The sequence below is a fragment of the Mesorhizobium sp. M5C.F.Cr.IN.023.01.1.1 genome (assembly GCF_003997585.1).
GTDB lineage: Bacteria > Pseudomonadota > Alphaproteobacteria > Rhizobiales > Rhizobiaceae > Mesorhizobium > Mesorhizobium wenxiniae.
Genome location: NZ_RZSU01000027.1, coordinates 1 through 12,621 on the forward strand (window position 1 = coordinate 1; position 12,621 = coordinate 12,621).

At 62.8% G+C, this 12,621-nt stretch carries 13 protein-coding genes, 1 tRNA gene and 1 pseudogene; 6 read left to right on the forward strand and 9 right to left on the reverse strand.

The genetic code is table 11. The annotated features are described in order from the left end of the window. The 4 genes and pseudogenes from EOA78_RS13520 to obgE form a co-directional block, all read right to left on the reverse strand. Positions 1 to 299 (reverse strand): annotated as a pseudogene (locus tag EOA78_RS13520) (nicotinic acid mononucleotide adenylyltransferase); the annotation flags it as partial. Positions 300 to 358: 59 nt separating this feature from the next. Further along, on the reverse strand, positions 359 to 1,645 hold the full coding sequence (locus EOA78_RS13525; protein WP_127315564.1) for a glutamate-5-semialdehyde dehydrogenase: 1,287 nt from the start codon (positions 1,643 to 1,645) through the stop codon (positions 359 to 361). A gap of 3 nt (positions 1,646 to 1,648) precedes the next feature. After that, positions 1,649 to 2,812: a glutamate 5-kinase gene (gene proB / locus EOA78_RS13530; protein ID WP_127315565.1), complete on the reverse strand. Its 1,164-nt coding sequence runs from the start codon at positions 2,810 to 2,812 to the stop codon at positions 1,649 to 1,651. Between the two features lie 2 nt (positions 2,813 to 2,814). Next, entirely contained in the window at positions 2,815 to 3,843 is a 1,029-nt protein-coding gene (gene obgE, locus EOA78_RS13535; protein ID WP_127315566.1) for a GTPase ObgE, read from the reverse strand. 114 nt (positions 3,844 to 3,957) lie between these two features. On the opposite strand from obgE, the gene EOA78_RS13540 reads away from it, so the two are divergent. Next, a complete protein-coding gene (locus tag EOA78_RS13540) occupies positions 3,958 to 4,827 on the forward strand; it encodes an endonuclease/exonuclease/phosphatase family protein (protein ID WP_127315567.1) in 870 nt (289 codons plus the stop codon). A 175-nt stretch (positions 4,828 to 5,002) separates the two neighbouring features. Here EOA78_RS13540 and EOA78_RS13545 read toward each other — a convergent pair whose 3' ends face one another. From EOA78_RS13545 to EOA78_RS13555, 3 genes are all read right to left on the reverse strand, one after another. After that, positions 5,003 to 5,590: a GNAT family protein gene (locus EOA78_RS13545; RefSeq protein WP_065011195.1), complete on the reverse strand. Its 588-nt coding sequence runs from the start codon at positions 5,588 to 5,590 to the stop codon at positions 5,003 to 5,005. A gap of 118 nt (positions 5,591 to 5,708) precedes the next feature. Further along, positions 5,709 to 5,978 carry a 50S ribosomal protein L27 gene (gene rpmA / locus EOA78_RS13550; RefSeq protein WP_023678077.1) on the reverse strand — a complete coding sequence of 90 codons (270 nt, stop codon included), beginning with the start codon at positions 5,976 to 5,978 and terminating at the stop codon, positions 5,709 to 5,711. Between the two features lie 100 nt (positions 5,979 to 6,078). Then, complete coding sequence (locus EOA78_RS13555; protein WP_127315568.1) at positions 6,079 to 6,780, reverse strand: 50S ribosomal protein L21; 702 nt, start codon at positions 6,778 to 6,780, stop codon at positions 6,079 to 6,081. A 323-nt stretch (positions 6,781 to 7,103) separates the two neighbouring features. Here EOA78_RS13555 and EOA78_RS13560 point away from each other — a divergent pair. From EOA78_RS13560 to EOA78_RS13575, 5 genes are all read left to right on the forward strand, one after another. After that, positions 7,104 to 7,193: transfer RNA gene (locus EOA78_RS13560), tRNA-Ser, on the forward strand. A 130-nt stretch (positions 7,194 to 7,323) separates the two neighbouring features. Next, positions 7,324 to 7,494, forward strand: coding sequence for a hypothetical protein (locus EOA78_RS35955; RefSeq protein WP_164783743.1), 171 nt, complete (start codon positions 7,324 to 7,326; stop codon positions 7,492 to 7,494). 144 nt (positions 7,495 to 7,638) lie between these two features. Continuing rightward, entirely contained in the window at positions 7,639 to 8,754 is a 1,116-nt protein-coding gene (locus tag EOA78_RS13565; RefSeq protein ID WP_127315569.1) for an alpha/beta hydrolase, read from the forward strand. Positions 8,755 to 8,876: 122 nt separating this feature from the next. Then, positions 8,877 to 9,230 (forward strand): cyclophilin-like fold protein, encoded by a 354-nt coding sequence (locus EOA78_RS13570; protein ID WP_245477491.1) that lies wholly within the window; start codon positions 8,877 to 8,879, stop codon positions 9,228 to 9,230. A gap of 138 nt (positions 9,231 to 9,368) precedes the next feature. Next, complete coding sequence (locus EOA78_RS13575; RefSeq protein ID WP_127315570.1) at positions 9,369 to 10,262, forward strand: LysR family transcriptional regulator; 894 nt, start codon at positions 9,369 to 9,371, stop codon at positions 10,260 to 10,262. A gap of 116 nt (positions 10,263 to 10,378) precedes the next feature. Here the strand turns inward: EOA78_RS13575 and EOA78_RS13580 are convergent, their stop codons facing one another. Both EOA78_RS13580 and EOA78_RS13585 read right to left on the reverse strand, forming a co-directional pair. Next, positions 10,379 to 11,356 (reverse strand): Tim44 domain-containing protein, encoded by a 978-nt coding sequence (locus tag EOA78_RS13580; RefSeq protein WP_127315571.1) that lies wholly within the window; start codon positions 11,354 to 11,356, stop codon positions 10,379 to 10,381. A gap of 342 nt (positions 11,357 to 11,698) precedes the next feature. Then, positions 11,699 to 12,601 (reverse strand): SDR family oxidoreductase, encoded by a 903-nt coding sequence (locus EOA78_RS13585; RefSeq protein ID WP_127315572.1) that lies wholly within the window; start codon positions 12,599 to 12,601, stop codon positions 11,699 to 11,701. Positions 12,602 to 12,621 lie beyond the last annotated feature (20 nt).

A 12,621-nucleotide genomic window follows, 5' to 3' on the forward strand; every position in this document is an offset into this window, starting at 1 on the left:
TAATGGGTCGCCTCGAAGGCGGTGACCTTGACCTTTGGGTTCCGGGCGACCTGCTCGGACAGGCGCAGCCGCTCGGCCAGCGGCGCCAGTTCCCGCGCGCTCTTGAGCGGATTGCCCGGCGTCACCATCCACCACAACTGATCGAGAGCCAGACGTCTGAGCGCGATCTCGGCGACCAGTGCATGGCCGGCATGCGGCGGGTTGAACGAACCGCCGAACAGCCCGACGGTCAAGCCTTTTCCGGCATGTGGCATCTTCAGGTAGTGGGAGGAGACGGCGGGCTCGGAAGATGACAGCATCGCGCTAGGCGCCCCCCTCTGACACGAGCAGCGCCCTCAGGCTCTAACGGCAAAAAACGTCAAGGCCGCACCTGTCCCGTCCCGCGCACGCGGTACTTGAACGAGGTCAGTTGCTCGACACCGACCGGGCCGCGCGCGTGCATCTTGCCGGTGGCGATGCCGATCTCGGCGCCCATGCCGAATTCGCCGCCATCGGCGAATTGCGTCGAGGCGTTGTGCAGAAGGATCGCCGAATCGATCTCGTTGAAGAACCGTTCGACGGCGTTCGCATCCTCGGCGATGATCGCCTCAGTATGGTGCGAGGAGAACGTCTCGATATGCTCGATCGCGCCGGCAACGCCGTCGACCAGCTTTACCGCGATGATGGCATCGAGATATTCGCTCACCCAGTCGGCGTCGCTCGCCGGTTTGGCATCGGCAAACACTTTCAGCACCTCGGCGTCAGCATGGATTTCGCACCCTGCCGTGCGCAACGCTTCGAGGGTCGGCACCAGATGGGTGGAGGCAACAGCGCGGTCGACCAGCAGCGTCTCGGCCGCGCCGCAGACGCCAGTTCGCCGCATCTTGGCGTTGACCGCGATCTTGACCGCCATGTCGAGATCAGCCGAGCGGTCGATGTAGAGATGGCATATGCCTTCGAGATGGGCGAAGACCGGCACCCGCGCCTCGTTCTGGACGCGTTCGACCAGGTTCTTGCCGCCGCGCGGAATGATGACGTCGATATTGCCGGAAAGCCCTTTCAGCATCTCGCCGACGGCGGCGCGGTCAGCGGTCGGCACCAGCTGGATGGCATCCTGCGGCAGCTTGGCCGCCTTCAGCCCTTCGACCAGGCAGGCATGAATAGCCGCCGAGGAGTTGAGCGAATCCGAGCCGCCGCGCAGGATCACCGGATTTCCGGCCTTCAGGCAAAGCGCGCCGGCATCGGCCGTCACGTTCGGCCGGCTCTCGTAGATAACGCCGACCACGCCGAGCGGCGTGCGCACGCGCTCGATATGCAGGCCGTTCGGCCGATCCCATGCGGCAATGACATCGCCGACCGGATCGCGCAACCCGGCGATTTCACTGATGCCGTCGGCCATGGCACGGATCCGGGCAGGATCGAGCTTCAGCCGGTCCATCAACGCCGCCGACAGCCCGGACTCCCCGCCATTCCTGATATCGATGGCATTGCCGTCGAGAACATCCTGCTCGCGGCGAAGGATCGCCTGCGCCATGGCGATCAAGGCGGCGTGCTTCCGCTCGGCCGAGGCGACGGCCAGCGGTCGCGCGGCGGCCCGCGCGCGGCGGCCGATCTCTGCCATCAGGGCGGCAGTGTCGTCCCGGGATTTTTCATGCAGCTTCAGCATGGCTCATCCTCCGCTGGTTACTTGCTCACCGGCCCCTACTTGGTCACCCGAATGGTTCACCACAAGGTCGTCGCGGTGGATCATCGCCGAGCGCGCTTCGTAGCCAAGCACCGTTTCGATCTCGGCTGTTTTCAAGCCAGCGATCCTTACGGCATCGACGGCATCATAGGCAACCAGTCCACGCGCGATCTCGCGGCCCTCGGGCGACAGGATCGCCACCGTGTCGCCGCGCGAGAAATTGCCGCTGACCAGCTTGACGCCGGCCGGCAGCAGCGACTTGCCCGACAGCAGCGCGCCGATGGCGCCGGCATCGACGGTCAGCCGGCCAGCCGGTTCGAGCTGCCCGGCGATCCACGTCTTGTAGCCTTTGACCGGATTGGCGCTCGGCCGGAAGAACGTCGCCCGCTCACCACGCTCGATCGCCAGCAGCGGCGACAATCGGGTGCCTGCTGTGATGACCATGGCGGTGCCGGCGGCGGTGGCGATCTTGCCGGCGTCGAGCTTGGTGCGCATGCCGCCGCGCGAAAGCTCCGACGCGGCCGCACCCGCCATCGCCTCGATCTCGGGAGTGATGCGGTCGACAACAGGAATGAACCGGGCTTGCGGGTCGCGCGCCGGCGGTGCCGTATAGAGCCCGTCAATGTCGGAGAGCAGCACCAGCAGGTCGGCGCCCATCATCGTTGCCACCCGCGCGGCCAGCCGGTCATTGTCGCCATAGCGGATTTCGGAGGTCGCCACAGTGTCGTTCTCGTTGATGACCGGCACCGCCTTCATCTTGAGCAGCGTCGAGATCGTCGCCCGCGCATTGAGGTAGCGGCGGCGTTCTTCGGTGTCGCCGAGCGTCAGCAGGATCTGGCCCGATTTCAGGCCGCCCTTGCCGAGCGCATCCGACCAGGCGCCGGCCAATGCAATCTGCCCGACGGCGGCGGCCGCCTGGCTCTCCTCGAGCTTCAGCGCCCGTTTGCCGAGGCCTAAAATGGTGCGGCCAAGTGCGATGGCGCCGGACGACACGACGAGGATCTCGGCGCCACCTTCGGCCAGCACGGCGATGTCGTCGGCAAGCGAGGCCAGCCAGTCGCGCTTCAGGCCGGTCGTGCGGTCGACAAGCAGCGCCGAGCCGATCTTGACGGTGATGCGCCGGTATTTTCTCAGCGACTGCGCGGCCATCGCTATCTCCAGCGCGTCTCGACCGGAGCGGCGACAGCGTCGCGTGCCTCGGCCACCACCCCCATCAGCGCGCGCAGCACCGCCTCCAAGCCTTCGCCGGTGACCGCCGAAAGCAGCATCGGCGCACGGCCGGCGGCGCGTTTCAGCGAAGCAACCTTCTTCTTGCGCGCGTCGGCATCGAGCGTGTCGACCTGGGAAAGTGCTACGATCTCGACCTTCTCGACCAGCCCATGGCCATAGGCGTCGAGTTCGGTGCGCACGATCTTGTAAGCCTTCCCCGGATTTTCTTCCTGCGCGGAGACGAGGTGCAGAAGGACGCGCGTGCGCTCGACATGTCCAAGGAAACGGTCGCCGATGCCGACGCCCTCATGCGCACCTTCGATCAGGCCGGGAACGTCGGCGATGACGAACTCGCGCCCGTCGATGCGGGCCACACCGAGGCCCGGATGCAGCGTGGTGAAGGGATAATCGGCGATCTTCGGCTTAGCCGCGGTGACGGCGGCCAAGAAGGTCGACTTGCCGGCATTGGGAAGGCCAACCAGGCCGGCGTCGGCAATCAGCTTGAGCCTGAGCCAGATGTTGAGCTCTTCGCCCGGCTGGCCGGGATTGGCGCGGCGCGGCGCCTGGTTGGTCGAGGTCTTGAAATGCTGGTTGCCGAAGCCGCCATTGCCGCCCTTGGCCAAAAGGAAGCGCTGGCCAACCACGGTCAGGTCGCAGATCAGCGTCTCGTTGTCCTCGGCAAAGACCTGCGTTCCCGCCGGCACTTTCAGCGTGACGTCGGCGCCTTTGGCGCCGGTCATGTTGCGGCCCATGCCGTGCGTACCGGTCTTGGCCTTGAAATGCTGCTGATAGCGATAGTCGATCAGCGTGTTCAGCCCATCGACCGCCTCCACCCAGACATCGCCGCCGCGGCCGCCGTCGCCGCCGTCCGGACCGCCGAACTCGATGAACTTTTCGCGCCGGAACGACACCGATCCGGCGCCGCCGTCGCCGGAGCGGATGTAGACCTTGGCCTGATCGAGAAATTTCATCGGATTGCTGAGTTTCTGCTAGTGGCCTTGCGGCATTGCTCTAAACGTTCGGCACTGCTCTAAACCAAGGCGGGGCGAAGGGCGAGGCTGTTTATGAACATGGCCGGAGTCGCAATGAAGCTCGTAACCTACAACATTCACTACGGCGTCGGCCTCGACGGCCGCTACGATGTCGGCCGCATCGCCGATGCCGTGCGCGGCGCCGACGTGATCGCGCTGCAGGAGGTCTCGCGCAACAACCCCAACAATGGCGGCCGCGACATGGTGGCCGAGCTCGGCGAGGCGCTGCCCGAATATTTCGCCGTCTATGGCAGCAATTTCGAGGCCAATATCGGCTCGCGTCTGGAAAACGGTCGCGCCATCACGACCACCTTCCAGCTCGGCAACATGGTGCTGTCGAAAACGCCCGTTCATCTGTCGCGCAATCTCCTCTTGCCGCGCAGCCGCAGTTTCGAAGTGATGAATTTCCAGCGCGGCGCGCTGGAGGCGCTGATCGAGACGCCGCTTGGTTTCATCCGCTTCTATTCCACCCATCTCGACCATCGCAGCCCGGTCGAACGCGCCAGCCAGATCCGGTTTCTGCGCCAGCGCCTGTTGAACTATGGGATCGAGGGCGGCGCGCTGTCGGGGCTCGCCGAGGTCGGCCTGCCTGACCTGCCCTATCCCGAAGCCTTCGTCGTCATGGGCGACTTCAACATGCTGGCCGGATCGCCGGAATATGTCGAACTCGCCGGCCGCCTGGATCACGAATTCGGCATACCCATGACCGCCGACCTTGCCGTCGATACAGCTCTGCGCCTTGCCGCCGCAGGCGCCGATCTCGTCTCCTGGATCGACCCCAAGCGACCTGACGACGCCAGCCGCTACAAGCGCATCGACTATATCTTCACCAGCGCCTCGCTGGCCAAATCGCTGAAGCGCCTGTGGGTCGACCGGCAAGCGGTCGGTTCGGACCACCTGCCGGTCTGGGTCGAGATGGCCTGACCTCGAGCTTAGCCCAAGATTTTGGTCGGGTGCCGAGATGTGTCGAGATTCAGGTCAGGCCGTGCCGAAAACGCTGGTTTTCGAGAACCGGAGCGGAGCGTACTTGAAGTACGTGAGCACCGGAAGCGCAGGAAACCAACGTTTGCAGGCCGGCATCACCTGAATATCGACACATCTAGAAGTGGACCCAGTTTCGCAGGCTGGTCCAGGTCCTGCGATCGAGGCGGTAGCGCTCGACCGGCACCTGGCCGGCGACGATCGAGTTCAGCATGCCTTGGCCGGCATATTGGAAGCCGCATTTGTGGATGACCCGGCGTGAGGCCGGATTGATGACCCGTGTCGAGGCATGCAGCACCTGAATCGCCGTCTTCTGGAAGGCGAGGTCGACGAGCGCATGCGCGGCCTCCGTCGCATAGCCGCGCTTCCAGTAGGGCTCGCCGATCCAGTAGCCGAGCTCCAGCCCGCGATCGGTGGTGTTGAGGCCGGCGCAGCCGACGAAGGTTTCGGTACCGGCCAGCGTTAAGGCATAGGCAATCCCGGCCCGGCGCGATGCCGTCATCGCCAGGAAGGCGCGTGCCTCGGCCTCGCCATAGGGGTGCGGCATGCGGGCCAGCATTTCGGCGACGTGGCGGTTGTCGGCGAGCACCACCAGTTGCTCGATATCGCTTTCGCGTGGCGCCCGCAGGACCAGCCGCTCGGTCACCAGGACCGGGCAATCTATCGCGTAACTTTCACCGTCTGTGTCTTCCGCTTCGGCAACCATGTCAGTCCTCCAGGCACAAGAAAAAGGGGAGATGGAAACCCATCTCCCCTGATCCATTTCCTGGCTTGGCCAGACACCGGTTCCCGAGATGGGTGCCGGTGTTCTCGTACGGAACCGGCTACTCCGCGGCCTTCGTCATCGGGTTCACCGATACGTAGGTTCGGCCATTGGCTTTTTTGTTGAAGGTGACTGCGCCAGCTTCGAGCGCAAACAGCGTGTGATCCGTGCCAATGCCGACATTGGTGCCGGGGTGCCACGTCGTGCCGCGCTGACGAATGATGATGTTGCCCGGAATCACGGCTTCGCCGCCGAACTTCTTCACGCCGAGCCGCTTGGAATGGGAGTCGCGACCATTGCGCGACGAACCGCCAGCTTTCTTGTGTGCCATCTAACTAACTCCGATGCGCCGCAAGGGCGCTTAAAAGGTCTTATGAACGCGTTCGCGTTCCGTTTCAAGTCCGAACCGGCGACGATCGCGCCGGGCCGCTTTACTTCTTCGCCAGTTCCTTGGCCTGCTCGCGCCAGTCCGTGATCTGGTCGGTGCTGAACGGCATATGCTCGTCGATCTTGGCGACATCCTTGTCGGACAGCTTGGCGATCTGGGCGAAGGTCGTGATGCCCTGTTCGTTCAACTGGCCGGCCGCAACCGGGCCGATACCCTTGATCACGGTCAGATCGTCCGGCTCGCCCTTCGGCGCCTTGAACAGCGGCGCGGCAGTTTCGCTTGCCTTGGCCTCGGTTTCCTTCGGCGCAGCCTCTGCCTTGGCTTCGGTCTTCGGCGCGGCTTTAGCCTTCGCCTCGGTCTTTGCAGCAACTTCGGCCTTCGGCTCGGTCTTCGCTTCGGCCTTGGCCGCGGCCTTCTTCGTCGGCTTGGCGCCACCCAGCAGGATCTCAGCGATCCGCACGGTGGTCAAAAGCTGGCGATGGCCGATCTTCCGGCGCGAATTCTGCCGGCGGCGCTTCTTGAAGGCGATGACCGTGCGGTTCTTGCCCTGTTCGACCACTTCGGCGGCGACCAAGGCGCCGTCGACGAACGGCGCGCCGAACGTGACATTCTCGCCCTCGCCATGCGCGAGCACGTGGCCGATCTCGACGATATCGCCGACCTGGCCTTCGACTTTTTCGATCTTCAGGAGATCGTTGGCGGCAACGCGATACTGCTTGCCGCCCGTTTTGATGACTGCGAACATTTTTTGCCTTTCGCTGTTCGGTCGGCCTTGATGAACCGCTTCAGGCGGTTCGGCCGTCTTTTTGTCAGTCTGCGGGTTCAAAAAGCAAGCGGCGCGGAAGAACCCTCCACGCCGATTGCGCGCTGTCCCTAACCGAAGGCTGGGCGCAAGTCAAGGCGAGCGCCAGTATGCGAGCTACGAACACATTCAAGCCCAGCGCCGACAACACAGAGCGGGACGGCAAGCCTGACAAGAAGCCGGATCGCCGGACAGATTGGGCCTTGTAACCTGTTCGCCCAGCCGTTATCTAGTGCGCCGCGTCGGCAACGGCGGACCATGACCGCGGAGAGGTGGCAGAGTGGTCGAATGCACCGCACTCGAAATGCGGCATGGGTGCAAGCCCATCGGGGGTTCGAATCCCTCCCTCTCCGCCATTTGCCGCCGGTCCATTCTGGACAAATAGGTTACGGTTTATACTGGAGACATGGGTGACAACCTCGTGCCGAACGGGTTGTCGATGGTCTGCAATGTCCTCTGTTCCAGGTCTATCCAAGATCATAGTGCATGAAGCTCAAGAGCCAAATGCCGTCGTCGAACTCCGTGATGCCGAGCCTTTTGACCGCCGAGCACGGTGGTGATCTTCTTCCCGTGCAGATGCGGCCGCAGGCGATGATGAACCTGTTCACCTTCGGGACGGGCCTTCCGCTGTCTGCGATTAATGAATCTAATTCATGACGAGATGCTGATTTTGCCACCTAATCGGTCGCCGGCGTCGTCACTATTCTATTTCAGACATTTGCAACACTGCCGCGCACATGCCGGGCAATGAGCATGGCCCGGCAGGCCTGCGACAGTTCAAGACGATCAAAGGAGACAGACATGAAGCAGATCGGAATTGAGAGCACGGCGGAACCGCAGTCCAGTGTCGACTTTGGCCGGCGTGACCTCCTGAAGCTGACCGGCGCCGGCGTCGCCGCGCTCGGTGCGGCGTCGCTCTTCAACATCCCCTTCGCAAAGGCTCAAGATATGTCAAACGGCGCGAACAACTTCTACACCAGCGACCAGGTGACGCTCGAAAAGATTGCCTTCAAAAGCCAATACGAGATGAACGTCGCGGGGAATGTTTTCATTCCCAACAACCTCGACCGCAATGCGCGCCATCCGGCGCTCGTCGTGGGGCATCCGATGGGTGCGGTCAAGGAGCAGAGCGCAAACCTTTATGCCACCAAGATGGCCGAACAGGGCTTCGTCGCGATGTCCATCGACCTGCCGTTCTGGGGCGAGAGCGAGGGCGAGGCCCGCCAGATCGTTTCACCTGATGTCTACGCCGAAGCGTTCAGCGCCGCGGTCGATTTCTTGGGCACGCGGCCATTCGTCGACAGAAACCGCATCGGCGCGATCGGCGTCTGCGGCAGCGGCAGTTTCGTCATCAGCGCGGCCAAGATCGACCCGCGGATGCGTGCCATCGCGACCGTCAGCATGTACGACATGGGGGCCGCCAACCGCAACGCGCTTAACCATTCGCTGAGCGTCGAGCAGCGCAAGGAGAGCATTGCTGCAGCTGCCGAGCAGCGCTGGGTCGAGTTTGAAGGCGGCGAGGTCGAATATACCAGCGGCACGGTGCATGAGCTGACCGCCGACACCCATCCCATCCAGCGGGAGTTCTATGACTTCTACCGCACGCCGCGGGGTGAATTCACGCCCGCAAGTGCAAACCCCAAGATCACCACGCATCCGACGCTGACCAGCAATGTCAAGTTCATGAACTTCTACCCGTTCAACGACATCGAGACGATTTCGCCGCGCCCGATGCTGTTCATCTCGGGCGATCAGGCTCACTCCCGCGAGTTCAGCGAGGATGCTTACAAACGAGCGGCCGAGCCGAAGGAGCTTGTGTGGGTTTCCGGCGCCGGGCACGTCGACCTCTACGATCGCGTGGACCTGATCCCGTTCGACAAGCTGACCAGCTTCTTCAATCAGCACCTCTCCGCGTGAGCGGCGAGATGGAGCCTGCGGCGGAGGGAGCAGGCTCCATCAGCATGGATCGGAGATACGACAGCATGCTGAAATCACTGCTAAGCTCCGCTGTTATCGCGCTAGGAATGGTTGGACCTGCCATGGCTCAAGAGCGAATTCGCATTTCTTCGGATTGGGGCGAGGTCACAGCCGATCTTGCCGATAACGAAGCCGCAAAATCTCTGGCGCAGACACTGCCGCTCACGATCGAAATGTCCGACCATCTCCGCCAGGAAAAGACCGGCAACCTGCCTTCCGCCTTGCCCGAACTGGCGCGGCAGCGCGACTTCTCTATCGGCACGCTTGGACTCTGGAGTTCCGATCATTTCGTGATCTACTATCGGAGCGGTCGCGTCCCGGCACCTGGCATCATTGTGCTCGGGCAGGTCACTGGCGATGTCTCGATCTTTGACCGTCCCGGTCCCGTCACTGTCCGAGTTGAACGCACCGACTGAAACGTGTGCAACCCGCTCGTAGCTGGTTGCCGGAGGGCGAGCCGCGCGAATTGCATAAGCTGCCGCAAAATCAGGTCACCGTATTCGCTTTCGATTTATTCCGTATAATCGAGCTTTGGCTATCAGAAGGATCCATGAGTGCCGCGGCAGAATGTCAACGATCTGCTCGCGTTCCTGGCTGTTGCTCGGGAGCGTAGCTTTACGCGAGCCGCAGCCCGGTTCGGCATATCGCAATCGGCACTAAGCCACACTATCCGTCTACTCGAAGCTCGCCTTGGCGTTCGCTTGCTCACACGCACGACACGCGCGGTGGCCCCCACAGAAGCGGGAGAGAGGCTTTTGGAGCGGATTGGGCCTCACTTTGACCAGATCGAAGTCGAGGTCGATGCCCTGAACGAATTGAGAGAAAAGCCCGCCGGAACCATCCGGCTCTCAGCGCCTGACTATGCAATCAGCAGCATCCTTTGGCCCAAGCTGAAACGCTTTCTCGCGAAATATCCCGACATCAAGGTCGAACTCCTGCTCGACAACGGCCTCGCCGACATCGTGACGGAGCGCTTTGACGCCGGGATCCGCATGGGCGAGCAGCTTGCGAAAGACATGATCTCCGCTCGCATCGGGCCGGATTTCCGATTCGCGGTCGTCGGCGCCAAATCCTACTTTGCCGAGCATCCCGAGCCGGAGAAGCCGCAGGATCTCGTGCAGCACAATTGCATCAACTACCGTTTTCCAACCTCCGGGGCTCTTTATGTGTGGGAGTTCGAGGAGAACGGCCGCGAGATTAAAATTCGCGTCGATGGGCAGCTCGTTTTCAATAACATCTTTCATGTGCTGGACGCTGCGCTGGCCGGCCGCGGCCTCGGCTATGTTCCGGAAGAAATTGCCCTTCCTCACATCGCGAAAGGTCGGCTGGCCCGGGTGCTGGAAGGTTGGTCGCCATATTGGGATGGCTACCATCTCTATTATCCGAGCCGCCGGCAATCCTCACCTGCTTTCGTTGCCCTGGTCGATGCGCTGCGCCATCGAGAGTAACTATCGATGCCGCGGGCTTCGACGTTCTTGCCACTGAAAGCTACGCAACGAGGCGACGACAACCGCCCTTACATCGTGGCTCGCAAGAGGACGTGAACGGCCGAGACTGCAGCGTATCAGTCAGGCTGCTGTATTGCTGCGAGCTTCCAGTCGCCACCGCTTTGGCGCGTGAAGGTCCACAGTTCGGTTGTTTCCGTCGGCCGATCGGCTTCGCCCGCGACGATCTTGCCGCTGGCGCGATCGCGCATCACGTCGTGAGACTCATAGCGCAACGCAGCCGTCGCGTAGTCGCGATCATCTTCCCGCCAGCTCTCCGCAATATCGGCCTCCAACAGGCTGACATTCGAGACATCATTCCTGATGCCCTTTTTGGCATTGTCGGCAAGTTCTTCGGACAGGTACGACACCATCTCGGGGGTCGCCAGCCGGCGCAAGCCAGCATGATCTTCGCGCCCGAATGCTTCCTGAACCTCCGTCAACCGCTGCTGGAATATGTCGAGGTCGGCCTGCGTCATTGTAATTTCATCGGAGGCTTGAGCCGTCCGGCCAAATCCGGACCCGATGCCTGGAATGGGGAAAGACGAGACGTTGTCCGACTCGGGCTGGGCTGCCGCGTTTCGCCCAAAGTTCCCCATGCTCCGCGGAACGCCGGCCATGGCCGGCGCTTGGTTGCGTGCCGATTGCGACCGAAAAAAGCGGATAGCCAGCATGATCGCGCCGCCGATCAGGAGCGCTTGAAGCAGCAGGCCCAACATGCCAGCCAAGCCGCCGAACCCTTGGCCCAAAAGAAGTCCGATCAGACCGCCGAGCAACAGGCCCCGCATCATCGAACCGCCGAGGCCGCTGAAGATCCCTGGTCGTTGGGATGCCGGGGTCTGGCGGGCCGCATTGTTCGTTGCGGGCGTCATCGAGCGCTCGACCGGCGCGGCCGGCTGTGGCGCCGTCCTGGTCGGCGGGACCGACTGGAAAGTGCGCGTGCCGCGGCTGCCAAAGCTGCCGCCACGGCGCGCCTCAGCGTAATCGGTCGCGACCATGGAAAATGCCAGGAACAGTCCTGCAAACAAAACTGCAAACCGGCTCGAACGCGAAATCATCATAGCAGACCCTTAAGCGACACTCTTCCCGCTCATATGGGGTGCGCCGATCGAAATATCAGCGGCCCGCGCCTTTCGCGTTCAGCCATCGAGGAGAATTCCAGGACCGCCTCGACCTCAGACACGCGTGAAGTGGGCAACCCAGCCGATGAACATGGCCGGGCAATGCCAAGATGAAGGGGGTGGACGCGACCGCCGCGGCAATGGCGCCAAAGCCGAGGAAGATAAGGGATGGCTTCCAGCCCGATGCTGCGGGGGCGATGTTGGTCATGATCCTTGCTCCGAATGGGTTGGGGACAGAAGCGGCCGGAGCACCGTGGCTCTGCCGCTCCCGTGAGCCTCTCAAGCATTGACGCGCGGGTGAAGCAGATCGTCCAAGCCGATGTTCCGGTACATCTCACGACGCATGCGGTCAACGACGCCATTGACGATCTCGGCGCCGTCCTGCGACGGATCGACATGGACACGGAATGGGCGCTTGCCGAACGGCGCGTCCACCACACGGACGATCTCGCGAGCCACCTCGGCGGGATCGGCATCGGCAGGTTCAAGGCCGGCCAGCCCTTTGAGCGCTTGCTCGGCAACGCCCGCATAGGGACCGGCCTCATATTCCGCCACGCGCGCTTCGTCCAGCGGCTTGCCCGAATGGGCAAAGTGGTTGGTGCCCTTGGTAAAGGCACCGGGAACCATGATGGTGGTCTCGATGCCCCAGCGGGCGAGTTCGGTTGAATACGACACAGCGAGCGCATCCATTGCGGCCTTGGCTGCGAAATAGGGCGCGAGAAACGGCGGCGTGCCACCGCGTGTCGAAGACGACCCTACCCAGACCAGGAGGCCCTTGCCCTGGCCGCGCATATGCGGCAGCGCGGAGCGGTTCACGCGCTGTGCGCCAAGCACGTTGACGTCATATTGCTGGATGAATTGATCCGGGGTGAAGGCCTCGGCAGGGCCGAACACCATATGCCCGGCATTGTGAACGATGACGTCGAGCCGGCCAGCGTCCTTCAGAACATGAGCGATACCGCTCTCGGCGGAAGCGTCGGACTGGACATCCAGTTCGACGGTACGAAGGTCGAGGCCATGCCCCTTCGACCAGGCGGCGACTTCGGCGACGCGAGGCGCATTGCGGCCTTCGGTTTCGCGCATGGAGGCATAGACGGTGTGGCCAGCTTCGGCCAGCGCGCGGGCGGTCATGAGGCCGAAGCCTGACGAGGCGCCGGTGACCAGGATGATTTGCTTGGACATGGTAATGATCCTTCGAAATG

Excerpts from the sequence above, each read along its gene's own strand:
- EOA78_RS13545 (WP_065011195.1), bottom strand. The coding sequence starts at position 5,590 with ATGGTTGCCGAAGCGGAAGACACAGACGGTGAAAGTTACGCGATAGAT.
- obgE (WP_127315566.1), bottom strand. The coding sequence starts at position 3,843 with ATGAAATTTCTCGATCAGGCCAAGGTCTACATCCGCTCCGGCGACGGC.
- EOA78_RS13585 (WP_127315572.1), bottom strand. The coding sequence starts at position 12,601 with ATGTCCAAGCAAATCATCCTGGTCACCGGCGCCTCGTCAGGCTTCGGC.
- EOA78_RS13580 (WP_127315571.1), bottom strand. The coding sequence starts at position 11,356 with ATGATTTCGCGTTCGAGCCGGTTTGCAGTTTTGTTTGCAGGACTGTTC.
- EOA78_RS13555 (WP_127315568.1), bottom strand. The coding sequence starts at position 6,780 with ATGTTCGCAGTCATCAAAACGGGCGGCAAGCAGTATCGCGTTGCCGCC.
- EOA78_RS13525 (WP_127315564.1), bottom strand. The coding sequence starts at position 1,645 with ATGCTGAAGCTGCATGAAAAATCCCGGGACGACACTGCCGCCCTGATG.
- proB (WP_127315565.1), bottom strand. The coding sequence starts at position 2,812 with ATGGCCGCGCAGTCGCTGAGAAAATACCGGCGCATCACCGTCAAGATC.
- EOA78_RS35955 (WP_164783743.1), top strand. The coding sequence starts at position 7,324 with ATGAAGCTCAAGAGCCAAATGCCGTCGTCGAACTCCGTGATGCCGAGC.
- rpmA (WP_023678077.1), bottom strand. The coding sequence starts at position 5,978 with ATGGCACACAAGAAAGCTGGCGGTTCGTCGCGCAATGGTCGCGACTCC.
- EOA78_RS13540 (WP_127315567.1), top strand. The coding sequence starts at position 3,958 with ATGAAGCTCGTAACCTACAACATTCACTACGGCGTCGGCCTCGACGGC.
- EOA78_RS13570 (WP_245477491.1), top strand. The coding sequence starts at position 8,877 with ATGGCTCAAGAGCGAATTCGCATTTCTTCGGATTGGGGCGAGGTCACA.
- EOA78_RS13565 (WP_127315569.1), top strand. The coding sequence starts at position 7,639 with ATGAAGCAGATCGGAATTGAGAGCACGGCGGAACCGCAGTCCAGTGTC.